General features: G+C 68.2%; 22 protein-coding genes and 1 tRNA gene. 10 read left to right on the top strand and 13 right to left on the bottom strand.

Going from position 1 to position 25,804, the window contains the following annotated elements; all coding sequences use genetic code 11:
* Positions 1-2 precede the first annotated feature (2 nt).
* Positions 3-470 (top strand): MgtC/SapB family protein, encoded by a 468-nt coding sequence (locus BLQ76_RS16460; protein WP_170842625.1) that lies wholly within the window; start codon positions 3-5, stop codon positions 468-470.
* Positions 471-772: 302 nt separating this feature from the next.
* Here the strand turns inward: BLQ76_RS16460 and BLQ76_RS16455 are convergent, their stop codons facing one another.
* The 5 genes from BLQ76_RS16455 to BLQ76_RS16435 form a co-directional block, all read right to left on the bottom strand.
* A complete protein-coding gene (locus tag BLQ76_RS16455) occupies positions 773-1,360 on the bottom strand; it encodes a DJ-1/PfpI family protein (protein WP_090675523.1) in 588 nt (195 codons plus the stop codon).
* A 73-nt stretch (positions 1,361-1,433) separates the two neighbouring features.
* Entirely contained in the window at positions 1,434-2,381 is a 948-nt protein-coding gene (locus BLQ76_RS16450; protein WP_090675520.1) for a substrate-binding domain-containing protein, read from the bottom strand.
* 56 nt (positions 2,382-2,437) lie between these two features.
* On the bottom strand, positions 2,438-3,427 hold the full coding sequence (locus BLQ76_RS16445; protein ID WP_090675517.1) for an ABC transporter permease: 990 nt from the start codon (positions 3,425-3,427) through the stop codon (positions 2,438-2,440).
* Complete coding sequence (locus BLQ76_RS16440; protein WP_090675513.1) at positions 3,424-4,983, bottom strand: sugar ABC transporter ATP-binding protein; 1,560 nt, start codon at positions 4,981-4,983, stop codon at positions 3,424-3,426. The genes BLQ76_RS16445 and BLQ76_RS16440 overlap by 4 nt, the downstream gene beginning before the upstream one ends.
* The gene (locus tag BLQ76_RS16435) at positions 4,980-5,687 is read right to left on the bottom strand and encodes a GntR family transcriptional regulator (RefSeq protein ID WP_090675763.1); all 708 of its coding nucleotides are present in this window, start codon (positions 5,685-5,687) and stop codon (positions 4,980-4,982) included. Before BLQ76_RS16435 ends, BLQ76_RS16440 begins: the two co-directional genes overlap by 4 nt.
* 280 nt (positions 5,688-5,967) lie before the next feature.
* Between BLQ76_RS16435 and BLQ76_RS16430 the strand changes: the two genes are divergently transcribed.
* From BLQ76_RS16430 to BLQ76_RS16420, 3 genes are read left to right on the top strand one after another with little or no spacing between them, the layout of a single operon-like run.
* Positions 5,968-7,218, top strand: coding sequence for an iron-containing alcohol dehydrogenase (locus BLQ76_RS16430; protein ID WP_090675511.1), 1,251 nt, complete (start codon positions 5,968-5,970; stop codon positions 7,216-7,218).
* The gene (locus BLQ76_RS16425; protein ID WP_090675508.1) at positions 7,215-8,696 is read left to right on the top strand and encodes an NAD-dependent succinate-semialdehyde dehydrogenase; all 1,482 of its coding nucleotides are present in this window, start codon (positions 7,215-7,217) and stop codon (positions 8,694-8,696) included. The genes BLQ76_RS16430 and BLQ76_RS16425 overlap by 4 nt, the downstream gene beginning before the upstream one ends.
* 10 nt (positions 8,697-8,706) lie before the next feature.
* Positions 8,707-9,528, top strand: coding sequence for an alpha/beta hydrolase (locus tag BLQ76_RS16420; RefSeq protein WP_090675506.1), 822 nt, complete (start codon positions 8,707-8,709; stop codon positions 9,526-9,528).
* A gap of 182 nt (positions 9,529-9,710) precedes the next feature.
* Here BLQ76_RS16420 and BLQ76_RS16415 read toward each other — a convergent pair.
* Both BLQ76_RS16415 and BLQ76_RS16410 read right to left on the bottom strand, forming a co-directional pair.
* Positions 9,711-9,787: transfer RNA gene (locus tag BLQ76_RS16415), tRNA-Arg, on the bottom strand.
* A gap of 207 nt (positions 9,788-9,994) precedes the next feature.
* On the bottom strand, positions 9,995-11,449 hold the full coding sequence (locus BLQ76_RS16410; protein ID WP_244519687.1) for a sensor histidine kinase: 1,455 nt from the start codon (positions 11,447-11,449) through the stop codon (positions 9,995-9,997).
* Between the two features lie 333 nt (positions 11,450-11,782).
* Here BLQ76_RS16410 and rpmH point away from each other — a divergent pair, with 333 nt between their 5' ends.
* The 3 genes from rpmH (at position 11,783) to yidC (ending at position 14,138) form a co-directional block, all read left to right on the top strand.
* Positions 11,783-11,917 (top strand): 50S ribosomal protein L34, encoded by a 135-nt coding sequence (rpmH, locus tag BLQ76_RS16405; RefSeq protein WP_062014559.1) that lies wholly within the window; start codon positions 11,783-11,785, stop codon positions 11,915-11,917.
* Positions 11,918-11,988: 71 nt separating this feature from the next.
* Positions 11,989-12,342 carry a ribonuclease P protein component gene (gene rnpA / locus BLQ76_RS16400; protein WP_090675504.1) on the top strand — a complete coding sequence of 118 codons (354 nt, stop codon included), beginning with the start codon at positions 11,989-11,991 and terminating at the stop codon, positions 12,340-12,342.
* Positions 12,342-14,138, top strand: a complete 1,797-nt coding sequence (gene yidC, locus BLQ76_RS16395; protein ID WP_090675501.1) for a membrane protein insertase YidC — start codon at positions 12,342-12,344, stop codon at positions 14,136-14,138. The genes rnpA and yidC overlap by 1 nt, the downstream gene beginning before the upstream one ends.
* A gap of 55 nt (positions 14,139-14,193) precedes the next feature.
* Here yidC and betA read toward each other — a convergent pair whose 3' ends face one another.
* Entirely contained in the window at positions 14,194-15,873 is a 1,680-nt protein-coding gene (gene betA / locus BLQ76_RS16390; RefSeq protein WP_090675498.1) for a choline dehydrogenase, read from the bottom strand.
* Positions 15,874-15,933: 60 nt separating this feature from the next.
* Positions 15,934-18,036 carry a betaine-aldehyde dehydrogenase gene (betB, locus tag BLQ76_RS16385; RefSeq protein ID WP_090675497.1) on the bottom strand — a complete coding sequence of 701 codons (2,103 nt, stop codon included), beginning with the start codon at positions 18,034-18,036 and terminating at the stop codon, positions 15,934-15,936.
* Between the two features lie 327 nt (positions 18,037-18,363).
* Here betB and BLQ76_RS16380 point away from each other — a divergent pair, with 327 nt between their 5' ends.
* Genes BLQ76_RS16380 through choV form a run of 3 tightly spaced genes read left to right on the top strand, consistent with a single transcriptional unit; the run spans position 18,364 to position 21,426 of the window.
* On the top strand, positions 18,364-19,317 hold the full coding sequence (locus BLQ76_RS16380) for a choline ABC transporter substrate-binding protein (protein ID WP_090675495.1): 954 nt from the start codon (positions 18,364-18,366) through the stop codon (positions 19,315-19,317).
* A 43-nt stretch (positions 19,318-19,360) separates the two neighbouring features.
* Positions 19,361-20,227, top strand: coding sequence for a choline ABC transporter permease subunit (gene choW, locus BLQ76_RS16375; RefSeq protein WP_090675493.1), 867 nt, complete (start codon positions 19,361-19,363; stop codon positions 20,225-20,227).
* Entirely contained in the window at positions 20,224-21,426 is a 1,203-nt protein-coding gene (gene choV, locus BLQ76_RS16370) for a choline ABC transporter ATP-binding protein (protein ID WP_090675759.1), read from the top strand. Before choW ends, choV begins: the two co-directional genes overlap by 4 nt.
* 18 nt (positions 21,427-21,444) lie before the next feature.
* On the opposite strand, the gene BLQ76_RS16365 is transcribed toward choV, so the two are convergent.
* The 4 genes from BLQ76_RS16365 to chvE form a co-directional block, all read right to left on the bottom strand.
* A complete protein-coding gene (locus BLQ76_RS16365) occupies positions 21,445-21,732 on the bottom strand; it encodes a DUF2218 domain-containing protein (protein ID WP_090675491.1) in 288 nt (95 codons plus the stop codon).
* A gap of 109 nt (positions 21,733-21,841) precedes the next feature.
* Entirely contained in the window at positions 21,842-23,068 is a 1,227-nt protein-coding gene (gene mmsB, locus BLQ76_RS16360) for a multiple monosaccharide ABC transporter permease (RefSeq protein ID WP_090675489.1), read from the bottom strand.
* Entirely contained in the window at positions 23,065-24,600 is a 1,536-nt protein-coding gene (gene mmsA / locus BLQ76_RS16355; protein ID WP_090675487.1) for a multiple monosaccharide ABC transporter ATP-binding protein, read from the bottom strand. Before mmsA ends, mmsB begins: the two co-directional genes overlap by 4 nt.
* Before the next feature lie 127 nt (positions 24,601-24,727).
* Complete coding sequence (gene chvE, locus BLQ76_RS16350; protein ID WP_090675484.1) at positions 24,728-25,795, bottom strand: multiple monosaccharide ABC transporter substrate-binding protein; 1,068 nt, start codon at positions 25,793-25,795, stop codon at positions 24,728-24,730.
* Positions 25,796-25,804 lie beyond the last annotated feature (9 nt).

Below are 25,804 nucleotides of genomic sequence, written 5' to 3'. Positions count from 1 at the left end.
CCATGCCGGCGCTCGCGCTGACGGAATGGGACATCGTCCTGCGCCTCGGCCTGGCGTCGCTGGTCGGTCTCGTTCTCGGCCTCGACCGCGAGTTGCGCGGCATCTCCGCCGGCATTCGGACCCACGCCCTCGTCGCGCTGAGTTCGGCGGTGATCACGGTCTCCGCGCTTCTTCTGTCCCGGACGCTGGCGGCGGACGGGCCCGTCAACACCGACCCCTTGCGGGTCGTGCAGGGCCTGGCGCAGGCCATCGGCTTCGTGGCCGCCGGAGCGATCTTCGTGTCGAAGGGCGACGTCCACAACCTGACATCCGCGGCCAACGTGTGGCTGGCCGCTGCGGTCGGCATCGCCTCGGGTGCGGGCCAATTTGGCCTCGTGCTGACGGCCGCAGCGTTCGGGATCGTGATCCTGACCGCCGTGCGCCTGATCGAGCGCCGGCTTCCCGGCAGCGAAAAGGCCGAACGGGACTGACGCGATGCGTCCAGCTCACGCCATGAGCGTCGGCCTTGAGCGAGCACCCCGGGGGTTCGCCGCCGTACCAGTCGTCGCGCGCGAAGGCGGCGGGATCGCAACGTCCGTCGTTCGTCTGATCACGGTGATTGCCGCGGCAGCTCCCCCGACGAGCCGCCACGGACCTTGAGAATGGCTGGACGGCGGGAAGCACAGGCCGGCGCCTCGGCCCCTGGTTTTGCGCGCCGTGATCTTATGCGTCGGCGGCGGCAGCCAAGGCCGGTCCTCGCGGCGGTGCGCCCGCCGCGACCGGCGTCGTTCGGCTAGGTGTGGCGGATCTCGGTTCCCAGCACCTTCAGGCATTCGCGCATGAAGGCGGCAAGCGCCGTCCAGCCGCTGGCCGAGACCATGTTGCCGTCGACGATCGCCTCGGTCGGCCCGAGATCCACGAACTCGCCGCCCGCCAGCGTCACCTCGGGCTCGCAGTACTTCAGAGCGGAGACGCGCTTGCCGCGCACGACGCCGTCCACCGCGATCAGGACCTGAACGCCGTGGCAGATCGTGAAGATCGGCTTTCCCGCCTCGTGGAAGTGGCGCACGATCGCCTGAACGCGCTTGTCGATACGGATGTACTCCGGCCCGCGCCCGCCCGCCGAATAAACGGCGTCATAGTTTTCCGGGCGGACCTCGGAGAAGGTCTTGTTCAGGACGTAGTCGTGTCCCGGCTTCTCGGTATAGGTCTGCAGGCGCTCGAAGTCGTGGAGCGAGGTCTTGATGATATCGCCCGCATTCTTGTCGGGGCAGACCACGTGAACCGTATGGCCCACCGCGTGCATGGCCTGTTCGAACACGAAGATCTCGTATTCCTCGCTGAACTCGCCGACGAGCATCAGGATTTTCTTGCCTGGCATGTCATGTCCTTCGGTTGAAAAATCGGGGTGCGCGCGGGCCCCTCGCCCGCGCGCCGATCGGCGTGGGCCCGGATCAGAAGGGCGAGTCGGGGAAGTAGTATTCCTTCGCGTTGTCCTTGGTGATCAGCGGCGCATCGAGCTTCACGCTGCCACGGATCGGGACCTGCCCGGTCAGGTTGGCGGCGGTCATGTAGATCGCGGTCTTGATCATGGACGGCGGATAGGGCGTCTCGATCGGCGTCATGGCGTCGCCCGCCATGACCTTCTTGATGACTTCCTTCATGCCGTTGCCGCCGAGCGCGTACTTGATCTCCTTGCGCCCGGATTGCTGGATCGCCTCGAGGACGCCGAGAAGCATGTCGTCGTCGTTGGCCCAGACCGCGTCGATCTTGGGATACTTGGCGAGATAGTCCTGCATCAGCTTGAACGCGTCGTCGCTGTTCCAGTTGGCGTACTGGATGTCGAGGATCTTGATGTCGGAGCCCTGGAGCGCGTCCTGGAAGCCCTTGATGCGCTCGTCGTCGATCACGGTCGGGATGCCGCGCAGGACCACGACGTCCCCCTTGCCGCCCAGCTTGTCGACCAGGAACTTCGCCGTGGTGCTGCCCACCGCGATGTTGTCGCCGGCGACGTAGAGATCCTGGATCGTCGGATCGTTGAGGCCCCGGTCCACCACGGTCACGAAGACGCCGTCCTTCTTCACCGCCTGGACGGGCGTCGTCAGCTCTTCGGAACTGTGGGGCAGGATCACAAGGGCGTCGGGCTTCGAGCCGGCGGCCAGGTCCTCGACCGCGCTGACCTGGGCGGTCGCCGAGGGCGAGGTCTTCACAAGGACGTCGACGTTCGGAAAGGCCGACTTGATCTCCTCGGCGGCCTTTTCGGCGTGGTAGACCACGCCCGCCGTCCAGCCGTGGTCGGCGGCGGGGATCGAGACCGCGATGGTCTTTCGCTCCTGCGCGAGCGACGACCCGGCCGCCAGCATCGCCCCGACCGCGATGGTCGCCATGAGTTTCGTCTTCATCGTTTCCTCCCTTGGACAAGCTTCGCCGGCGCCCCTCTCCCAAAGGGCGCGGGCGGCTATTTGGACATGCGTTGAACCAGCATCGCGATGATGATGATCGTGCCCTGCACCGCCGCCACGAGGTACTCGGACACGAAGTCGGAGAGCACCATAAGGTTGGCGATGAACTCGAGGATCAGCGCCCCCGCGATCGTGCCCCAGATGTGACCGCGACCGCCCCGCAGCGCCGTCCCGCCGATCACCACCGCGGTGATGACCTGCAGCTCCCACAGGACGCCGGTGGTCGGCGTCGCGGCTCCCAGACGCGGCACGTAGCAGATGGCGGCGATGCCGACGCACACGCCCTGGATCACGAAGGCCAGCGTGCGGATGCGCCCCACCGGAATGCCGGAATAACGGGCGACCTCGGCGTTGGCGCCCACCGCCACGCAGCGGCGGCCGAACTTGGTGCGATACAGGAGAAAGGCGCCGGCCCCTGCGACCGCGAGAGACACGAGGATGGGTACGGGCACGCCCGCGACGGATCCGAAGTAGACCGGTCGGAAGGCCTCGCGCAGTCCGCGGTCGATCGGGATCGTGCCGCCGTCGGCGAGATAGGTGACCAGCGCACGGAAGATGCCCATCGTGCCGAGCGTCACGATGAAGGGCTCGATGCGGCCGAGTGTGGTCACCGCGCCGTTGAGGAGGCCGCACAAGGCGCCGGCCGCGACCACGGCCATCATGCCGACGGGAATGGCGTAGGAGCCGAGCAGGGGCGCCAGCGCGTTCATCAGGAGGATCATGATCCCCGCCACGAAGGCGGCCATGGAGCCGACCGACAGGTCGAGGCCGCCCGAGGCGATCACGAAGGTCGCGCCCACCGCGATGATCGCGACAAAGGCGCTGCGGGTCACGACGTTCGTCAGGTTGTTGATCGACAGGAAGTCGGGATTGATCAGGAAGCCAACCAGAAGCAGCGCCGCGAGCGCGAGAAAGGGCCCCCAGTCCACCCAGTTCACGCGCAGACGGCGGCCGCCGCGCTCCATCGTCAGGGTTGCGTCGGTCATGCCGTCCTCCCGGCGTTTCGCTCGCTCGCTCCCGTCGCCAGCATGACGACGTTGGCCTCGGTCATCGCCCCGCCGGACAGCTCGCCCACAATGCATCCGTCCCGGATCACCAGGATCCGGTCGCACAGGCCGATGAGTTCCTGCATCTCGGACGAGATGACGATGCAGGCCTTGCCTGCGCGCGCGAGCGACTGGATGAAGCTGTAGATCTGGGCCTTGTTGCCGATGTCGATGCCGCGCGTCGGCTCGTCGATCACGACCACCGAGGGGTCCGTCAGCATGATCTTGGCGAGAAGCAGCTTCTGCTGGTTGCCGCCACTGAGCTGGCCGGCCCGAACGCCCCGCCCCCGCACGCGGATATCGTAGCGCCGGATGGTCTCGTCCGTCGCGGCGTTCTCGCGACGCCGGTCGAGCCCGATGCCGGGATGGAAGCGCTGCAGCGCGCTCAGGGTCAGGTTCGGGGCCATGGTCTCGTCGAGAAGGAGTCCCTTCCCCTTGCGGTCCTCGGTCAGGTAGCCGATGCCCGCCGCGATCGCGTCCGCCGCATGCCGGATCGCCAGCCCGCGCCCCTCCAGCCTGAGAGCGGCGACCCGCCCCGCGCGAAGGCCGAGGATACCCTCGAAGAGTTCGGTGCGACCTGCGCCGATCATGCCGCCGAAGCCGAGAACCTCGCCTCGTGCGACCGAGAAGGACACGTCGCGAATGAAGCCCGGCACCTCGGCATGCTCGACCTCGAGCAGCGGCATGCCGGATGCGGGCGAAGCCTTGGGCGGAAAGAGCGTCGAGAGTTCGCGCCCCACCATCAGCCGTGCCATGTCGGCCTGGCCGAGCGTTGCTGCCTCGAAGGTTCCCACGAGTTGCCCGTCGCGCAGGACGGTGACGCGGTCCGCGATCGCCTCCACCTCGTCGAGACGATGCGAGATGTAGAGAACGGCCGCGCCGGCCTCGCGCAGCCGGCGGATCAGGGCCAGAAGCGTGCCCACCTCCTCGGAGGTGAGGACGGCGGTCGGCTCGTCGAAGATGACGAGCTTGTGGCTTTCCAGAAGGGCGCGCGCGATCTGGACGAGCTGGCGGTCGGCAAGGCTGAGCGTGCCGACGATGGCATCGGGCTCGATCGCGGCACCGATCGCGGCGAGCTTGTCGCGCGCGATCGCCCGCATGCGGCGGTCGTCGATCAGGCCGCCGCGCGTCAGTTCCCGGCCGAGAAAGAGGTTTTCGGCGACCGTCAGGTCGTCGGCGAGCAGGATCTCCTGATGAACGAGAACGATGCCCGCGCGCTCGGCCTCGACCGGGCTGCGAAACGCGACGGGCTCGCCCTCCAAGGCCAGCGTGCCGCGCGTCGGCGCGACATGGCCCGACAGGATCTTCATGAAGGTCGACTTGCCGGCGCCGTTCTCGCCGATCACCGCCAGGATCTCGCCCGAGCGGATGTCGAGATCGACGCCCGACAGGACCGTGTTCGGGCCGTAGCTCTTAGCCAGGCCCCGAACCGCAAGAACCGACGCGCCGGCCGGGGTTCGGCCGGCTGCAAGAGCGGAAACGGCGGCGGCGCTCACGGCAGCGTCTCGAAGGCCGGCAGGAGGCGGTCGCGCGAGCGCTCGATATGCTCGCGCATGGCGGTCTCGGCGGCGACGGCGTCCGCGGCGGCGAAGGCGGCCAGGATCTGTTCGTGCTCCTCGAGCGCTTCCTGCGTGACGCGCGCGTGGAACATCAGTCGAAAGATGTGGAAGTGCGTATGGAGGTGCGCGAGCGACTCGCGGATCAGCGCGTTGCCCGCCAGACCCACGATCAGGTCGTGGAACTCCGCGTCCTGCCGGGCGAACTGCGAATAGCGGACGCGCTCGTCGGCGCCGCCGTTGCGCCGGGCCATGACGCCCGCCGCCTCGGTCAGGGCGTCGAGCGCCTCCGCGGTCATCTTCGCGGCGGCACGACCGGCGGCGTAGGGCTCGAGGCGTAGGCGCAGCTCATAGAGATCCTCGAACCGTTCCCGCGTGATCTGCGGGGCGGCGCTGTAGCCGACGAGGTGGGTCTTGATCACGAGCCCCTCCCCCTCCAGCCGGCCCAAAGCCTCGCGGATGGGTGTCTGGGACACCGCCAGCTCGCGCGCCAGGCTGTCGACCGTGATCCGGGCGCCGGGCGCGATCTTGAGCGCCATCAGCTGCGCGTAGATCGCTCCATACACGTCGTCCACGAGGCTCGAAGGCCGAAGGACGGGCGTGGAGGCCGTGGAGCCGGACTGGAAGGTGGTCGCGTTGCGCATGTTCACCCCTTGACAACACGCCACCGGTAACACGACACTTTCAGACATTCAATCGTATATCCTATACGATCGTGTGAAGAGTGACACCGAACCCGATGCAACCGGCAATCCTCCCGGCTCTCGTATCAGCGCCCGGCTGCCAGGCGGCACCGACCGCACGGTTTACCGGCGCCCTCGCACGGTCGACCCTAAGACGCTGCCCAGACGAGGCTGCGCTGGCGCACCCGATCGCCAACCCAGCCCGTGCTTCCGGCAAACCGGTGCCGAGGAAGGAAAGACCATGACGCTATTTGCCGCCCTGCGGCTCCCGCGCGAAATCCTCTTCGGCAAGGGCCAGCGGGCCGCCCTCGGGCCGGTCGCCGCCCGTCTCGGGCGCCGGGCTCTGGTCTGCACGGATGCCCGGCTGAGCGCGGATCCCCAGTTCCAGGCGATGATGGCGGATCTTGCGGCGCACGGGTTGACGGTGCGCGTCGATGACGGCGTTCTTCCCGATGTCCCGCGGGACTCGGCGCTCGCCTGCGCCGAAGCCGCACGGGCGTTCGCGCCCGACCTCGTGATCGGGATCGGCGGCGGAAGCTGCCTCGACATGGCGAAGTGCGCATCCCTGCTCCTGGCCCATGGCGGCACGCCGGCCGACTACTACGGCGAGCGGCGCGTGCCCGGACCGATCCTGCCCGTCGTCGCCGTGCCGACCACGGCCGGCACAGGCTCCGAGGTGACGCCGGTCGCGGTGCTGTCGGATCCCGACCGCCTCCTCAAGGTCGGCATCTCCAGCCCCCATCTCATTCCGCAGGCCGCGATCTGCGACCCCGACCTGACGCTGACCTGTCCGCCGCAGCTGACCGCGATCGCCGGGGCAGACGCGCTGACCCATGCGATCGAGGCCTTCATGGCCAAGCGGCGCGAGCCCGACGCGGCCCTTGCCCAGGATCATGTCTTCGTCGGCAAGAGCGCCCTTACCGACCATTTCGCGCTGCTGGCGATCGAACTCCTGTCGCGCAGCCTGGAGCGCGCCTTTCAGGACGGGCGCGACGAGACGGCGCGCGCCGACGTGATGATGGGTGCGCTGGCGGCCGGCTGCGCGTTCGGAACTGCGGGCACGGCGGCGGCCCACGCGATCCAGTATCCGATCGGGGCGCTGACCCATTCCGCCCACGGCCTCGGCGTTGCCGCACTCCTGCCCTATGTCATGACCTTCAACCGCCCGGCTTGCCTGCCGGAACTGGCCCAGATCGGCGCGGCGATGGGTCTGGAAGCGCAGGGCGAGCCTCTGGACGCCTTCGCCGAGCGCGTGGTCGAGCGGATCGCCTCGCTGCTGGGCGCGATCGGCATTCCGCGCTCGCTCGACGCGCTCGGCCTGCCGCGCGACAAACGGGACTGGACGGCCGAGCAGGCGCTCGGCATCGAGCGCCTGATCAAGAACAACCCGCGCCTCGTCGATCTCGATGCGATGAAGCGCCTCGTCGGGGCCGCCTTCGACGGCGACCGCCTGGCTCTGTGCGAGCCGCAGCCTGCAAGGATTGCCTCATGAACCACATCTCCTCCCCTTCCGTCGCCGGCGCTGCGGCCGCCATCGACTGCTCGCCCTTCGCCAAGGGTCTGTTCATCGATGGCGAGTGGCGGCAGACCGACGCGCAGATCGCCGTCGTCGATCCCTCGACGGAACGCGAGATCGCGCGTGTCGCCGATGCCGGTGTCGAGGAGGCGATGGCGGCGGTGGACGCCGCCGACCGGGCCGCGCCCGGCTGGCGCGCGAAGTCGCCGCGCGAGCGCTCCGAGATCCTGCGTCGCTGCTTCGAGCTGATGATCCGGCATGCCGACGAACTCGCCGCGCTGATCTCGCTCGAGAACGGCAAGGCGCTGGTGGATGCCAAGGGCGAGGTCGCCTATGCCGCCGAATTCTTCCGCTGGAACGCGGAGGAGGCGGTGCGCCTGTCGGGCGAACTCGGCCTGGCACCCTCCGGGTCGAACCGCATTCTGGTGGACTACGTGCCGGTCGGCATCGCCCTTCTGGTGACGCCCTGGAACTTTCCGGCCGCCATGGCGACGCGCAAGATCGCACCGGCGCTGGCGGCGGGCTGCACGGTGGTGCTCAAGCCGGCGAGCGAGACGCCGCTTACGGCCTACGCGCTGGCCGAGCTCTACCGCGAGGCGGGCGTACCGGACGGCGTCGTCAACGTCGTCACGACGTCCCGCCCCGGCCCGGTCACCGCCGCCATCCTGGACGACCCGCGTGTGCGCAAGCTGTCGTTCACCGGCTCGACCGGCGTCGGCCGGACGTTGCTCGCCGAGGCCGCCCGCACCGTCGTCGGCTGCGCGATGGAACTCGGTGGCAACGCGCCCTTCCTCGTGTTCGACGACGCCGACCTCGATGCCGCGCTGGACGGCGCGATGGTCGCCAAGATGCGGAATGCCGGCGAGGCCTGCACGGCGGCCAACCGTTTCTACGTGCAGTCCGGTATCTACGATCGCTTCTCCGCGGGTCTGGTGGCACGCATGGCCGCGCTGCCCGTCGGTCCGGGCATCGATCCCGAGACCCGCTGCGGCCCGATGATCACCCGCAAGGCGGTGGAGAAGATCGAGCATCTGGTGGCGGATGCGGTCGGCCGGGGGGCCAGGGTCCTGCAAGGCGGCAAGGCGTTGAGCGGCTCGGGCTACTTCTATCCGCCGACCGTCCTCGGCGACGTGCCGGCCGACGCGCTCCTGATGCACGAGGAGATCTTCGGCCCCGTCGCCGCGCTCTGCCGCTTCGAACACGAGGATGATGCCGTCGCGGCCGCCAACAACACGGAATACGGACTGGCGAGCTACGTCTACTCGCGCGATCTGAAGCGTGCGCTGGGCGTCGCCGGCCGGATCGAGGCCGGCATGGTCGCGGTGAACCGCGGTCTGGTGTCCGACCCGGCCGCGCCGTTCGGCGGCGTCAAGCAGAGCGGTCTCGGCCGCGAGGGCGGCCACCACGGCGTTCTGGACTACCTGGAGCCGAAGTACATCGCCGTCTCCTTCTGAGGTCTCGGCGATGGACCCGTTTCGCACACGGGACCACGTCCCGCGCTTCGACGAGATCGTGCGGGACTACGCACGGCGAAGCGCGGACACGCGCTCGCGCCGCCAGGCGGTCCTGAACGTTTCCTTTGGCCCATCGCCCGGCGACCGGCTGGACCTGTTCCTGCCGGCCGGCACCGGCGCCCCGGCCCCTCTGCATGTCTTCGTGCATGGGGGATACTGGCGCATGTTCGGCAAGGAAGATTTCTCGTTCATAGCCGATACGGTCGTGGAAGCGGGCGCGATCGCGGCCGTGCTCGACTACGATCTGATGCCGCGGGTGCGCCTTGCGTCCATCGTCGAGCAGGTCCGCCGCGCGGTTCGCTGGCTGTCGGCCGAGATCGGCCGTTTCGGTGGTGACCCGCAGGCCTTGTCCGTCAGCGGCCACTCGGCCGGCGCGCACCTGTGCTGCTGGCTGCTGGATCCCGAAGCGAGCGGCGTGCGAGTCCGGTCGGCGCTGCTTCTCAGCGGCGTCTACGATCTCGCGCCCCTGCAACACTCCTTCCTACGCGATCTGATTGCGCTCACCGACGAGGAGGTCGCATCCTGGTCGCCGTTGCGCCAGCGCCTTCGGACGGAGGCCGCGGTGGCGGTGATCGTGGGCGAGCGTGAAACCGCACCGTTCCACGACCACGCCGCGCGGCTGGTCGGTCATCTCGCCGCCGAACATGGCGACATCCGCCAGCTGACGCTGCCGGACGAGGATCACATGACGGCGGTTCTCGCTCTAGGCGACGCGCGGAGCCCCGCCGGTCAGGCGTTGCGTCGCGTCATCGAAGCGTCCCGCTCTGGCTGATTCGCCTGACCCGATCGGGCTCGGTCCGCCAAAGCCGTGTTCACCTTCAGACTGGAAACCGCATCCGCGGTCGAGCACGGCAGCGCGGCGTCCGATGCATGCTCCGGACGCGCGGACGAACTCGGCATGCGCGGCGTCACGCTTGCCGCCGAGGGAATAGTCTCAGATTGTCGAGATCGAAATGGCGCGCCCGAAAGGATTCGAACCTCTGACCCCCAGATTCGTAGTCTGGTGCTCTATCCAGCTGAGCTACGGGCGCCGGTGAGGACCGGCGAAGTCGCCGTGTGTGTCCGTCACGAGGGGGTTCCTAAAGGCTTCGCCGCGCGAATGCAACCCCGCAAATGAACCCATGATGACGCCTGCGACCTGCGCCCTCCGGCAGCCGATCCGAGACGACCGGACCGGTCCCGCGAACGCTCCGCGAGGGGCGTGGCGAGCGGTGCCTGCCGGACCGGCGGGTCGCGTTTCAGGCGGAGCCTGGATCGCGCGGTGCCAGGACGATCTCGAAGCGGGCGCCCGGTTCGCGCCGTTCAACGAGCCGGATCGCACCACCATGCGCCTCGATGATCTCGCGTGCGATCGCGAGGCCCAGTCCCGTCCCCCCCGAGCGGGTGGAGCCGCGAAAGGCGCGAAACAGGTTCTCGCGCGCCGTGGCTGATACGCCCGGACCCGTGTCCTCGACACCGATCACCGCCTCGCCACCCGCACGCTCCTCCGCGTCGATCCGCACGCGGCGGATCACGGACTGGTCGGTTTCGCCGTCCAGGGCCTGAACCGCGTTGCGCACGAGGTTGGCGAGCACGCGAAAGAACTGCTCGGGATCGACGTCGATCTCCATGTCGGCCGGAACGGCGTTGACGAGGTCGACGCGACCGGGCGCGGCGGGCTGCGTCTCGAACACCTCGTCCACCAGACGGCGCAGCGCGACGCGGCGCAAGGTGGGCCGCTTCTCGGTCGCCCGTCCGTAATCCAGGACGGATTGCGTATAGCCGAGTGCGCGATCGAGCGAGCGGATGAGGACCGGCGCGAAGCGCTGGACCTGCGCGTCCGGGAGGTCCGACAATCGATCCGAGATGAGTTGCGCGGAGGCGAGAATGTTGCGCAGGTCGTGGTTGATCTTCGAGACGGCGAGGCCCAGGTCGGCGAGATGACGCTGTTCGCGCAACGTGCGGGATAGCGTTTCCTGCATGCGGGCAAGTTCACGCTGGGCCAGGCCGAGTTCGTCCTGCCGGCGTCCCGGCACGATGATGCGGCTCGCATCCTCCGGCCGCGCCCCGAAGCGCACCATCGCCCGCGTCATGGAGCCGACCGGACGCAGCAGGAACCAGCTGATCGCACCGAAGACAAGAAGCCCCGTGAAGCTCGCGATCGCCAGCGACAGCGCAAAGACGTTGCGCGAGTAGATCAGGGTCGCACGGCGTAGCGTATCGGTGTCGAGCACGATCTCGGCGCGGATCTGCCCGTCGCCCACAGGTCCGACCAGCCGCGTGAGGCCTGTGCCGTCCGAGAGGAGCACACCGAACGACTCGGCCACCGACTCGAAGGTGGTCTCGCTTTCGAGGTCGACCTTGCGATCCACGGGCCCGAGATCGGGTTGGCGCGCCAGGAGCCGGGTCGTGCCGGCCTCGCGGATCGCGACGAGGCGGGCGCCGAGCGCATGGAGAAGCTCGGCTTCCTGGGCCGGCGTGGGCAGGGACCCGCCCTCGCCGAAGCTGGCCGCGAGCGTCGCGACCGACACAGCCTCCAGCTTGGCTTCCAGCCATTCCCGGCGAAAGGCGGCGACCGAGGGTACGAAGATCATGATCTCCGCGATCATCACCGCCAGCACGGTGACCGTGAAGAGGCGCACTGACAGGCGATCGGCAAAGGCCGGCGCGGCCCCGAGCTGACCTTCGCCCCCGCCCTCTGTCTCAACGCTCAACCCAAGGCCCTTTCCTGACAGCGCCCGGCACCCGCCTGTCCCCGATGCGACTCAACATGGGCGCGCGGGCGCTTGGCGCACAGTCCCTTGCCCGCGGTTCTACCCGGGAACGAGACGATTGTGCCCTGCAATCCCAGTTACGGATAACGGACAGGCCTCCTAGGAGCGTCAGGGCCGGGAATTGACTTTGGCCCGCGCCTCTCCGTATAAGCCGGCCCATGAGCGGTGGCCGTGTCGCTCGGGGGTGACCCGAGCGGCTGTTTCGTGCGTCCGCGACGAACAGTTCCTTCAGCGACCCCCAACCAAGGCCCGCAACCGGCGGGAAGACCCAAGATGAAGCGCACCTACCAGCCCTCCAAGCTCGTCCGCAAGCGCCGCCACGGCTTCCGTTCCCGTATGGCGACCGTCGGCGGCCGCAAGGTTCTCGCCGCCCGCCGCGCGCGCGGTCGCAAGCGCCTCTCGGCCTGATCACGATTTCTCACGAGGCCGGGACGGAGCTCAAGCCCGTCGAAGCCTCGCGACCGGCCCGTCCCGCGGTCTTGCGCACGCGCGCCGAGTTCCTAGCGGCTCGACGAGGTCGGCGCCTGAACGGGCCGCACTTCCTGATCGAAGCCTTGAAGCGGCCGGACGAGGCGCCGCCGCGCTTCGGGCTGACGATCACCCGCAAGGTCGGCAACGCGGTCGAGCGCAACCGCATTCGTCGGCGCTTGCGCGAGGCGATCCGCCTCCATGCCGGGGCTGACATGGTCCGTGGCTTCGACTATGTGATCGTCGCCCGTCGCGAGATCCTCACCCTTCCCTTCGACGAGCTGTCGAGGGAACTGGCGCGCCGCGTGCGCAAGACGCAGCTAGCGGAACCGTCCGCCCGAACCCCGCGCCCTGGAAGCGAATGATGGAAAACAGCCGGAATGTCGTGATCGCGATGGTCTTGTCCATCGCCGTTCTGGTGGGCTGGCAGTTCCTCGTGGTGAACCCGCGGGTGGCGAGCGAGCAGGCGACCCAAGGCTCGCTTCAGACCCCCCTGACGCCGGCCGGCACGCCGCAGGATCCCGCCACCTCGCCCGCAGGGCGCGAGAGCACGGTGCCGCTCTCGGATGCGGCCGCGATCACCGGACAATCGCGCGAGGCGGCCCTGGCCGCCACAGGCCGCGTCTCGATCGACACGCCCGAACTGTCGGGCTCGATCAACCTGACCGGTGCGCGGCTCGACGACCTGCGCCTCAAAAGCTACCACGAGACGGTGGACGACACCTCGCCCACGATCGTGCTCCTGTCGCCCGAGACGCTCGGGACGGCCGCCTACTTCGTCGAGTTCGGTTATAGCGGCACGGGCGCGGGCGACCTTCCCGGGCCGTCGACGGTCTGGCAGGCCGAGGGCAGCCCGACGCTCACCCCCCAGACACCGGTCACTCTCACCTACACGAACGGTCAGGGCGTCACCTTCCGCCGAACGGTCTCGGTCGACGAGAACTATATGTTCGCGGTCGCCGACAGCATCCAGAACGCCGGCACCGCGCCGGTCACTCTGTCGAACTACGGCCGCGTCGTGCGCTTCAACAAGCCCGAGGTCGCAGCCGCCTACGTCCTGTTCGAAGGCCTGCTCGGCGTGTTCGGCGAGGAGGGACTTCAGGAGGTCAAGTACCACGCGATCGAGGAGGACAAGCTCGTCTCTCCGCCCAAGGTGAACACGGGCTGGCTCGGCATCACCGACAAGTATTGGGCGACGGCGCTGGTGCCCGGCACCGGTACCGGCACCTTCCAGCCGAGTTTCCGCTATGCCTCGGACGGGCGCGCCTTCTACCAGTCCGACTTCCTGGCCGATCCGGCGACCGTGCAGCCGGGGGCGACGCTCGACGTCCAGACGCGCGTCTTCGCCGGCGCGAAGGTCGTCGACCTCATCAACAGCTACGAGGAAAGCGGGAACATCCCGCATTTCGGTCAGCTGATCGATTGGGGCTGGTTCTACTTCATCACGGAGCCGATGTTCCACTTCATCGACTTCCTCTACCGCTTCACCGGCAACTTCGGCGTCGCCATCCTCCTGGTCACGGTGACGCTCAAGCTCGCCTTCTTCCCGCTCGCCTCGAAGAGCTACAAGTCGATGGCGAAGATGAAGAACGCGCAGCCGCTGATCACCGAGCTGCGCGAGAAATACGCCGACGACCGGATGAAGCAGCAGCAGGAGATGATGCGGATCTACAAGGAGCAGAAGATCAACCCGGCGGCGGGCTGCTGGCCCGTTCTCATCCAGATCCCGGTCTTCTTCGCGCTCTATAAGGTCCTCTACATCACGATCGAGATGCGGCATGCGCCCTTCTTCGGCTGGATCCAGGATCTGGCCGCGCCCGATCCGACCTCGGTGTTCAACCTGTTCGGCCTGATTCCGATCACCCTGCCCCACCTTCTGATGGTGGGCGTGTGGCCGATCCTCATGGGCATCACGATGTTCATCCAGATGCGGCTCAACCCGACGCCGCCCGATCCCGCCCAGCAGGTGATCTTCACCTGGATGCCGGTGATCTTCACCTTCATGCTGGCCTCGTTCCCGGCCGGTCTCGTGATCTACTGGACGTGGAACAACCTTCTGTCGGTCACCCAGCAGGCGGTGATCATGAAGCGCAACGGCGCCAAGATCGAACTGTGGGACAACCTTCGCGACACGTTCCGAAGGCGCAAGCGAGAGGCCTGACGCCTCGCCAAGCGATAGGAAAAGGCCCGGCAGGCGACGGCTGGGCCTTTTTGTTTCAGGACCCCGCCGGAAGAGCCAGCGGATCCGCCGCGTCGAACCGCACGCGCTGGTAGGGCACGTCCGCCGCGGCCAGCGGCTCGAGGCCGCGGATCGCGTCGCTCAGCTTCTCCGCCAGCATGATGGTCGGCGCGTTGAGGTTGCCCGACGTGATCGAGGGCATGATCGAGGAGTCGACGACGCGCAGAGCGTCGACGCCGACGACGCGGCCCGCCTCGTCCACGACGCTCATCGGGTCGGCCGGATCGCCCATGCGGCAGGTGCAGGAGGGGTGGAGCGCGCTCTCCACGTGCCGCTCGACGAAGGCGTCGATCTCGGCGTCGCTCTGCACCCCCTCGCCCGGCGCGATCTCGCGGCCGCGATAGCGATCGAAGGCGGGCTGGCGGAAGATCTCGCGTGTCAGGCGCACGCAGGCGCGCATCTCGCGCCAGTCGTCGGGATGGCTCATGTAGTTGAAGAGGATGCGGGGCGCGGCCGCCGGATCGCTGGAGGCGAGGCGCACGTGGCCCTTCGACTTCGAGCGCAGCGGCCCGACATGGGCCTGGAAGGAGTGCTCGCTGGCGAGACCCTTGCCGTCATAGGTCACGGCGAGCGGCAGGAAGTGATACTGGATATCGGGATAGGGCACGTCCGGCGAGGAGCGGATGAACCCGCAGCTCTCGAAGTGGTTGGTGGCGCCAAGGCCGCGCTTGGTGAGGAGCCAGCGCGCGCCGATCTGCCCCTTGGCGATCGCGCCCGTCGAGCGGAACAGGGTGATCGGCTCGCGGCAGGCGACCTGGAAGTAGAATTCCAGGTGATCCTGCAGGTTCTCGCCGACGCCGGGCAGATCGTGCGCGACCGCGATCCCGTGCGCGCGCAGCTCCTCGGCCGGCCCGATGCCCGACAGCTTCAGGAGCTTGGGCGAGTTGATCGAGCCGGCCGACAGGACGACCTCGCGGCTCGCGCGTGCCAGGTGCGCCTGCGCTCCAACGCGGTAGGCGACGCCTGCGGCGCGTCGCCCCTCCAGGACGACCCGCTCCACGAGCGCGCCAGTGCGCACCACGAGGTTCGGCCGGCTCAGTGCGGGTCGTAGATAGGCATTGGCGGTGGACCAGCGCCGGCCTTTGTGGACCGTCATGTCCATCCGCCCGAAGCCCTCCTGGGATCCGCCGTTGATATCGAGGTTGGTCGGGTGGCCGGCCTGTGCCGCCGCCTCCACGAAGGCCTGGTAGAGCGGGTTCTCCAGCGTTCCGTAGGAGGTGTGGAGGGCGCCCTCGCCGCCCCTGTACTCGTCGCCGCCGCTCTGCCGGTTCTCGGCGCGGCGGAAGTAGGGCAGCACGCGCGCATAGCTCCAGCCCCGCGCTCCCTCGTGCTCCCAGCGGTCGAAGTCGGCCGGTGCGCCGCGCACGTAGACCATCCCGTTGATCGACGACGATCCGCCCAGCACCTTGCCGCGCGGCACGTTCATGCGCCGGCCGCCGAGGTTCGGCTCGGGCTCCGAACTGTAGCCCCAGTTGTACTTGCGCATGTTCATCGGGATCGAGAGCGCGCTCGGCATCTGGATCAGGACCGAGCGGTCCGATCCGCCGAATTCAAGAAGAAGCACGGTCGAGCGCCCGTCCTCGGACAGGCGGTTGGCGAGCACGCAGCCCGCCGAGCCGGCGCCCACAACGACGTAGTCGAAGGTCTCGATCTCCATGGGACCGCTCCGCAGGGCGCTTCCCGGTCGCGCTCCGCGCGTCGCCGGGACAGCGCGGCTTCAGTAGGGGGCGTCGACACGCCCGAGATTGACGAAGACGCTCTTGACCTGCGTGTGGGCCTCCAGCGCCGCGCGTCCGTTCTCGCGCCCGAGACCGGACTCCTTGGCACCGCCGAAGGGCAGCTCGATCGGCGTGATGTTGTAGGTGTTGATCCAGGTCGTGCCGGCCTCGAGCCGGGCCACGACGCGGTGCGCGCGGGCGAGATCGCGCGTGAAGACGCCGGCCGCCAGACCGAAGCGCGTGCTGTTGGCGCGCGCGATCACCTCCTCCTCGTCCCGGAACGAGAGGACCGTCATCACCGGGCCGAAGATCTCCTCGCGCACGATGCGCATGGAATCGTCGCAGCCGTCGAAGATCGCGGGCGCAACGAAGAAGCCGGCGTCGAGCCCGTCCTGCGTCATGCGCGTCCCGCCGCACAGGAGCCTCGCGCCCTCGCGCACGCCCTCCTCCACGTAGGAGAGGACCTTGCGCATATGCGCCTCCGAGATCAGCGCGCCGACCTGCGTTTCGGGGTCGAGCGGGTCGCCGATGCGCAGCGCCACCGTGCGCGCGACGAGCTTCTCCAGAAAGGCCGCGCGAACCGACTCGTGCACGAAGACGCGCGTTCCGTTGGAGCAGACCTCGCCGGCGGAATAGAAGTTGGCGAGCATCGCGCCGCCCACCGCGTCGTCGAGATCGGCGTCGGCGAACACGACGAGCGGCGACTTTCCGCCGAGCTCCAGCGTCACCTGCTTCAGCGTCGCGCTGGCATCGCGCATCACGGCCTTGCCGGTGCCGACCTCGCCGGTCAGCGAGATCTTGGCGATGCCGGGGTGGCGCGACAGGAGGCGGCCGGTCGAGCCGTCGCCCTGGACGACGTTGAAGACGCCCCGCGGCAGACCGCACTCGTCCATGATCTCGGCGAGCTTGAGCGCGGTCAGCGGCGTCAGCTCGGCCGGTTTGAAGACGACGCTGTTGCCGGCGGCCAGCGCGGGCGCCGCCTTCCAGCAGGCGATCTGGAGCGGATAGTTCCAGGCACCGATACCGGCGACGACGCCGAGCGGCTCGCGTCGCGTGTAGCCGAAGGCGAGCGGTCCGAGATCGACGTGGTCGCCCGACAGTCCGGCCGCCATTCCGGCGAAGAACTCGATGCAGTCGGCGCCCGACAGGACGTCCACCGTGGACGTCTCGGCGATCGGTTTGCCGGTGTCGCGCGCCTCCAGGACGGCCAGTTCGTCGTTGCGTTCGCGCAGCCGCGCGGCGACACGTTGAAGGATACGACCGCGCTCGGCGCCGGTCATCGCTCCCCATCCGCGCTGCGCCTCGGCGGCCGTCGCGACCGCATGGTCGACCACGGCGGCGTCCGCCACCGCGATCTCGGCCAGCACCTCGCCGGTAGCCGGATTGAGCGTCTGGAAGACCTGCGGCTCGCGTCCCGCATCGATGTAGGCACCGCCCACATGGCTCGTCAGGAGGCGAAGCCCCGGTGCCGCGCGTCGCGGACGGTCGGCGCGCCGAGGTACGGCGCCCGCAATCTGGGCATCCGTGAAGGCGGAGGCCGTGGCGCGCGCGGCTAGGCTGTCGGTTTCGGCGACCTCGGCCAGCGAGGCGCGCAGCCACAACCCGTCGATGATCGCGGCGATCGCCTGCGCGATGCGCGGCGCCTCCTCGGGCGCGACCAGGCTGCGTAGGTCGAAGACGAGGTTGGACAGCATGCGTCGCTGATACACGCGCTGGACGCGCTTCAGTCGGGCGGAATGCGGCACCTGCCCCCAGAAGGCGAGCCAAACGGCGCAGGTCCGCGCGTCGAACTCCTCGGCCGCGAGGTTGGCGTCGATCACCGCCTGGATGCGCTCGCGCGGTCCCTCCGCCCGGCGCAGTCGTAGACGGGCGGCATCCGAGATGCGGCGGGCCAGATGGCGCAGCGTGGCCTCCAGGAGGCCGTCCTTGTCGCCGAAGTAGTGGGCGACGAGCGAGGGCGCGACGCCGGCCCGCCCCGCGATCTCCGCCAGGCTGGAGGCCGAGAAGCCGATCTCGGCGAGCGACTGGATCGTCGCGTCCACCAGCTGGCGGCGGCGCTGGTCCTCGGTCGGGCTCCGAACGGCGACGGCGCTGCGGCTCATGCTTCAAACCTCCTGGCGGGAACCCCGACTGTAGCGCTCCTTGATTGTTCGTTCAATCAACGCGCCGGGACAGGGCACTGGCTTTCGGAAGCGGGTCGGAAGGCGCCTGAAACCTCGCCATGTCCTGATCGTATCCTGGGCAGGATGCCTACGGCGAGGGCCCTCATAACCATCCCGCGCAAGCATCGAACGAACGTTCAGCGATGCGGCTTGACAAGTGCCGTTTCCCGACACCGAATGACGGGAAGATCGTGCGATTGTGCACCCGATCGACGGCCTGCTCCTGTATCTTCCGCCCTTCCGAAGCCCAGAAGGACCACTCGCAGCATGCTCGCCAACCGTCTCGCTCGCGCCCTTCCCCTTGCCCTCGCCGCCGCGTTGCTGGGCGGGGCCGCGGCCCAGGCCGCCGATCCTGCCAGCTGCCGCGCGGTGCGCTTTGCCGATGTCGGGTGGACCGACATCACGGCGACCACGGCTTCGGCGTCGGTGATCCTCCAGGCGCTCGGATACGAGCCGCGCACCGACGTTCTCGCCCTGCCGGTCACCTTCGCCTCGCTGAAGAACCGGGACATCGACGTCTTCCTCGGCAACTGGATGCCGACCATGGAGGCGGATCTGAAGCCCTACCGCGACGAGGGCTCGATCGAGGTGATCCGCGCCAACCTGGAAGGCGCGAAGTACACGCTGGCGGTGCCGACCACCCTCTACAACGACGGCCTGAAGACCTTCGCCGATATCGCGCGCTTCAAGGATCAGTTGAACAACCGCATCTACGGCATCGAGCCGGGCAACGACGGCAACCGCCTCATCCTCGGCATGATCGAAAACAATCAGTTCGGCCTCAAGGGCTTCGAGCTGGTGGAGTCATCCGAGCAGGGCATGCTCGCCCAGGTCGCGCGCCAGACCCGGCAGAACCAGCCGATCGTCTTCCTCGGCTGGGAGCCCCATCCGATGAACGCGAACTTCAAGCTGTCCTACCTGTCGGGCGGCGACGAGGTCTTCGGCTCGAACTACGGCGGGGCGACCATCTACACGCTGACGCGCAAGGGCCTGTCCGCGGACTGCCCGAACCTCGGCAAGCTTCTCGCCAACCTCGTCTTCTCGCTTCCCATGGAGAACGAGATCATGGGCGCGATCCTGAACGACGGGAAGGATGCCGGCGAAGCGGCCAAGGCCTGGCTGGCCGACCATTCCGATACCTGGAGCCCCTGGCTCGACGGCGTGACGACCTTCGACGGCAAGCCCGGCGCGGAGGCGGTCGAGACGGCGCTCGGCGGCTGACCGCGGCGCGTCCCGGCCCTTCCCTCACGACGCAAGGCTCGCGATGTACGACTGGCTGACGGAACACAAGATCCCCCTCGGCCTGTGGCTGAGGGGCTTCGTGGACGGCCTGACGACGCATGGCCAGGGTTTCTTCGACGCCGTCTCGCTGGCGCTGGGCGGCCTGATCGACGCCCTCACCGCGGGGCTCGAACTCGTTCCTCCTCTTCTCTTCGTGGCGCTCGTGGGTGCGGGGGCCTATTGGCTGCACCGCTCGCTTGCGCTTGCGGCGTTCGCGGTGCTGTCGCTCCTCCTGATCATCAATCTCGGCTACTGGACCGAGACGGTGCAGACCCTGTCGCTGGTGTTCTGCGCGACGCTGGTCTGCGTGGTGGTGGGCGTGCCGCTCGGCATTGCGGCGGCCCATCGCCCGTGGGTCTACACGGTGCTGCGGCCCTTTCTCGACCTGATGCAGACGATCCCGACCTTCGTCTACCTGATCCCGACCCTGGTGCTCTTCGGCCTCGGCGCGGTGCCCGGCCTCATCTCCACCGTGATCTTCGCGATCCCCGCCCCGATCCGTCTCACCTATCTCGGCCTCTCCTCCGTTCCGACGGCGCTTCGCGAGGCAGCTGCGGCCTTTGGCGCGACGCGCCGCCAGCTCCTGTTCAAGGTCGAGCTGCCGCACGCGCTGCCGACCATCATGGCCGGCGTCACGCAGTGCATCATGTTGTCGCTCTCCATGGTGGTGATCGCGGCGCTGGTGGGCGCCGACGGCCTGGGCAAGCCGGTGGTGCGGGCGCTCAACACGGTGAACATCGGCATGGGCTTCGAGGCGGGACTGGCCATCGTGATCCTCGCCATCCTTCTCGACCGCATATGCAAGCGCCCGGTCGCGCGACGCGCGGTGCGCCGGGAGCGCGGGGCATGAGCGCCGCAAGCGGGCTTCCCGCGATCGAGTTCCGCCAAGTCGACATCCTGTTCGGGCGCGACCAGACGGGCGCACTGCGGCTTCTCGACAACGGCGCAGACCGTGCGCGCATCCTCGACGAGACCGACGTGGTGCTGGGTGCGGCCGGCGTCTCCCTGCGCGTCGAGCCGGGCGAGATCTGCGTCCTCATGGGCCTGTCGGGCTCCGGCAAGTCCACGATCCTGCGCGCCGTGAACGGCCTGAACGAGGTCGCGCGCGGCGAGGTGCTGGTCAGCCACGAGGGCCGGCCGGTGGATGTCGCGCACTGCGACGCGCGCACGCTGCGGGCGCTGCGCACCCACACCGTCTCCATGGTATTCCAGCAGTTCGGCCTCCTGCCCTGGCGCACGGTGCGCGAGAACGCGGGGCTCGGACTGGAACTGCAGGGCGTATCTCCGGCGGAGCGACGACGCGTGGTGGACGAGAAGCTCGCCATGGTCGGGCTCGGCGCCTGGGGCGACAAGTACGCCCACGAGCTGTCGGGCGGCATGCAGCAGCGCGTCGGCCTCGCACGCGCCTTTGCGACCGATGCGCCGATCCTCCTGATGGACGAGCCCTTCTCGGCGCTCGATCCCCTGATCCGCACCAAGCTGCAGGACGAACTCCTCGATCTGCAGAAGACGCTCCGGAAGACCATCCTCTTCGTCAGCCACGACCTCGACGAGGCGATGAAGCTCGGCAACCGCATCGCCATCATGCAGGACGGGCGCATCGTACAGGCCGGCAGTGCCGAGGATATCCTGCTCTCGCCCGCGACGCCCTACGTCGCGGAGTTCGTGCGCCACGTGAACCCGCTGAACGTTCTGCGCGGCGCGGCGCTGATGCGTCCGGCCCATGCCATTCGGCGCGAGGGCGGCGAGCTCCTTCTGGACGACGCCGGCCGCGTGCGGCTCGCGGTCGACGAGAGCGACCGGCCGACCGCCGTGCGGATCGACGGCGGCGCCGCGCGCCTCGGCCGTGCGGGCGCCGAGGACGGCGCGATCGCGGGGACCTGCGATGTCGTGGTGGCGCCGGTGGACCTGCGCCTGCGCGCGGCGATCGCGCTCAAGCGCCAGACCAACCATCCGATCCTGCTCGTCGACGACCTCGGCCGTCTCGCGGGCCTGTGCGACGACGACGAGATCTATCGCGGCCTCCTCCAGCGCGCGGGCGGCGCCTGAGGCTTCGGCAGGGGAGCGTCAGGCCTCCCGGTGCCAATCGAAGCTGAGCTCTTCGCGAAACGCGAAGCGCTTGATGTGATCGGCGACGACCGCCTCCAGCCGGTCGAGGTCGCCGCCCTCCCCCGCCGTGATCGCGATACGAAGCGCAGCGCCGTCCGCGCCGAGTTCCGTCCGCCCGGCCGGCAGGTCGATCGTGCCCGCCTCCGGCGTGAACTCCACGGGAAACTTGTGCGCCCAATGCTTGCAGAGCTGCTGGAGGTAGCGGCTGGCGTGCTCGGTGGGAACGGTGGCGAGGCTGCGGGACATGGAACGACTCCGGACTAAAACCTGACATCTCTTATCAGGTATCCTCGCACGAAAAAGGGGCGCCGGCCGAACCGACGCCCCTTCCCGTTCGCGCCCGGCGCTGGGTGCGTCAGGCCTTGTTGCGGTTGTAGACGTCGAAGCACACGGCGGCGAGGAGCACGAGTCCCTTCACCAGCTGCTGGTAGTCGATCGACAGCTGCATGGCGCTCTGCATGCCCATGTTGAGGACGCCCATGATGAAGGCGCCGATCACCGCGCCCATCACCTTGCCGACGCCGCCATAGGCCGAGGCGCCGCCGATGAAGCAGGCCGCGATGACGTCGAGCTCGAGGCCCGTGCCGTTCTTGGCGGTGGCCGAGCCGACGCGGGCGAAGAACACGAGGCCGGCGATGGCCGCGAGGACGCCCATGTTGACGAAGGCGAGGAAGACGATCCGCTCGGTCTTCACGCCCGACAGCTTGGCCGCCTTCTCGTTGCCGCCCACCGCGTAGACGCGGCGACCGATCGTGGTGCGCGCGGTCACGAAGGCGTAGATCGCGATCAGGAGCGCCATAAGGATCAGGACGTTCGGCAGGCCGCGGTTGGTGGACAGGAGGTAGCCGATATAGACGAGCGCCACCGACACCAGCGCGACGCGGCCCACGAAGAACGCGAAGGGCTCGTCCACCGGCCGGAGCTTGGCCTTGCGGTTGCGGCTGACGAAGGCGAACACCGCAAACGCCGCCGCCAGCACCACGGCGATCATCAGGGTCGTCGCGTTCTGGAGGCCGAAGGCCGGCACGAGGTCCGGAATCGTGCCGGTCGAGAGCGCACGCAGCGAGGCGGGGATCGGCGAGATCGAGGACGACCCGCCGAGCAGCATGAAGGTGAGGCCGCGGAACACCAGCATGCCCGCCAGCGTCACGATGAAGGACGGGATGCGCAGGAAGGCGACGAAGTAGCCCTGCACCGCGCCGATCAAGGCACCGAGCGCAAGGCAGATCAGGCAGGCGATCGGCACCGGCACCCCGTAGAGCACCATCAGCACCGCGCCGGCCGCGCCCACGAAGCCTACCACCGAGCCGACCGACAGGTCGATATGGCCGGTGATGATGATCAGCAGCATGCCGATCGCCATGATGATGACGTAGCTGTTCTGGAGGAACAGGTTGGTCAGGTTCGAGGCCGACACGAAGGTCGGGCGCCCGGTCGCCGCCGAATAGGCCGCGAAGAAGATGATGATGGCGACCAGCGCTACCAGCATTCCGTACTCGCGCAGGTGGCTCTTGAAGTAGTCGAGGCTCGCGCCTGCGCCTTCCCCGGCCTTCTGCGGCGCATCGAAGGTCTTGATGCTCATGCGGCGTTCCTTCCTGCGGAGCGGATGATGGCGCGCATGATGCTCTCCTGCGTCGCCTCGCCCCTCGCCATTTCGGCCACGAATCGGCCTTCGTTCATTACGTAGATGCGGTCGCACATGCCGAGCAGTTCCGGCATCTCCGACGAGATCATGAGAATGCCCTTCCCCTCCGAGGCCAGGCGCTCGATGATCGTGTAGATCTCGAACTTGGCGCCGATGTCGATGCCGCGCGTCGGCTCATCGAGGATCAGGAGATCGGGGTTCGAGAAGAGCCACTTGGACAGGACCACCTTCTGCTGGTTTCCGCCCGACAGGTTCAGCGTCTTGTGGAAGATGCCGGCCGAGCGGATGCGCAGGTTGCGGCGGTAGTCCTCGGCGATGCCCCGCTCGCGGTCGGCGTCGATCACCCCGCCCTTGGCGATGCCTGGAAGGTTCGCCAGCGTGATGTTCTGCCGGATGTCCTCTTCCAGGATCAGGCCGAGCTGCTTGCGGTCCTCGGTGACGTAGGCAAGGCCCGCATCGATCGCCTTCGGGATCGACGACACGTCGACCGGCTTGCCCTTCATCAGGGCCTCGCCGGAGATGTTGCGACCGTAGGAACGGCCGAAGACGCTCATGGCAAGCTCGGTGCGACCCGCGCCCATCAGGCCCGCGATGCCGACGATCTCGCCCCGCCGCACGTTGAAGGACACGTCCTTCACGATATGACGCTGGGTGTTGAGATGGTGGTAGGCGTTCCAGTTGCGGACCTCGAAGAGGACCTCGCCGATCTGGGGATGGCGCGGCGGATAGCGGTCGTCGAGTTGGCGGCCCACCATGTCGCGGATGATCTGGTCCTCGCTGACGCCCTGGGAGCAGTCGAGGGTCGAGACCGTGGAACCGTCGCGGATTACCGTGATCGAGTCGGCGACGCGTGAGATCTCGTTCAGCTTGTGGCTGATCATGATCGAGGTGAGGCCCTGCTTCTTGAACTCCAGGAGGAGGTCAAGAAGCGCCTGGCTGTCGCGCTCGTTGAGCGAGGCGGTCGGCTCGTCGAGGATCAGGAGGCGCACCTTCTTCGAGAGCGCCTTGGCGATCTCGACGAGCTGCTGCTTGCCGACGCTGATGTCCTTGATGAGGGTCGTCGGCAGTTCGTTCAGGCCGACCTGCTTCAAGAGCTCGGCGGCCCGCCGGTGCGCCTCGTCCCAGTCGATCACGCCGCCGCGCGAGATCTCGTTGCCGAGGAAGATGTTTTCGGCGATCGACAGAAGCGGCACCAGCGCCAGCTCCTGGTGGATGATGATGATGCCGGCATGCTCCGAGTCGCGGATGTCGCGGAACGCGCGCACCTGCCCGTCATAGGCGATGTCGCCCTCGTAGCTGCCGTGAGGATAGACGCCGGACAGGACCTTCATGAGGGTCGACTTGCCGGCCCCGTTCTCGCCGCAGATCGCATGGATCTCGCCGGCCTGAACGGTCAGGTTGACGTTGTCGAGCGCCTTGACGCCCGGAAACGTCTTGGTGATGCCGCGCATCTCCAGAATGGGTGCCATCCGCGTTTCTCTCCCGCGTCGCTTGGCCTCGGCACCTCCAGGCGCCGACGGGACCGGCCGGCGCCCCGAGGGGACGCCGGCCGGAAGGGGAAAGCGTCGAGCCCACCCCGATCGTCATGCGATCAGATCAGGGCTTGATCTGGTCCGCGGTGTAGTAGCCCGAGTCCACCAGCGTCGCCTTGATGTTGTCCTTGGTGACGAGAACCGGCTTAAGGAGGTAGGACGGGACGACCTTGACGCCGTTGTCGTAGGTCTTGGTGTCGGTGACCTCCGGCTCCTTGCCGGTGCCGAGCGCGTCGATCATGTCGACGGTGACCTTGGCGAGCTCGCGGGTGTCCTTGAAGATCGTCGAGTACTGCTGGTTGTTCTCGATCGACTTGACGGACGGCACCTCGGCGTCCTGGCCCGAGACCACCGGCATCGGCTTGTCGCCCGAGCCGTAGCCCACGGCCGAGAGCGCCGAGATGATGCCGATCGACAGGCCGTCATAGGGCGAGAGCACGGCGTCCACGGTCTTGTCGCCGTAGTAGGACGACAGGAGGTTGTCCATGCGGGCCTGGGCGACCGCCGGATCCCAGCGCAGCGTGCCGACGCGCTCCATGCCCATCTCGCCCGACGGGATCACGAGCTTGCCCTGGTCGATGAAGGGCTGCAGCACGCTCATCGCGCCGTTGTAGAAGAAGAAGGCGTTGTTGTCGTCCGGCGAGCCGCCGAAGAGCTCGATGTTCTTGGGCTCCGAGGCGCTGGCGAGGCCGAGCTTGTCGACGATCGACTGGGCCTGGAGGACGCCCACCTGGAAGTTGTCGAAGGTCGTGTAGTAGTCGACGTTCGGCGAGTTGCGGATCAGGCGGTCGTAGGCGATGACCTTCACGCCCTTGTCGTGCGCCTGCTGCAGCACGTCGGTCAGCGTCGTGCCGTCGATCGAGGCGACGACGAGGTACTTCACGCCCGAGGCGACCATGTTCTCCATCTGGGAGAGCTGGGTCGGGATGTCGTCCTCGGCATACTGCAGGTCGGTCTGGTAGCCGCGCTCCTTGAGCGACTTCACCATGTTGTCGCCGTCGGCGATCCAGCGGGCCGAGGCCTTGGTGGGCATGAGCACGCCGACCGTGCCCTTGTCCTGCGCGAACGCGCTGCCGGCAAACGTCATCGCGCCGAGGGCCACGGCCGCCAGCAGGGTCTTCATTCCAGTCATTCTCATCCT

It is taken from the genome of Aureimonas jatrophae, from assembly GCF_900104035.1.
Classification (GTDB): Bacteria; Pseudomonadota; Alphaproteobacteria; order Rhizobiales; family Rhizobiaceae; genus Aureimonas; species Aureimonas jatrophae.
This window is presented reverse-complemented; position numbering and strand designations above follow the sequence as displayed.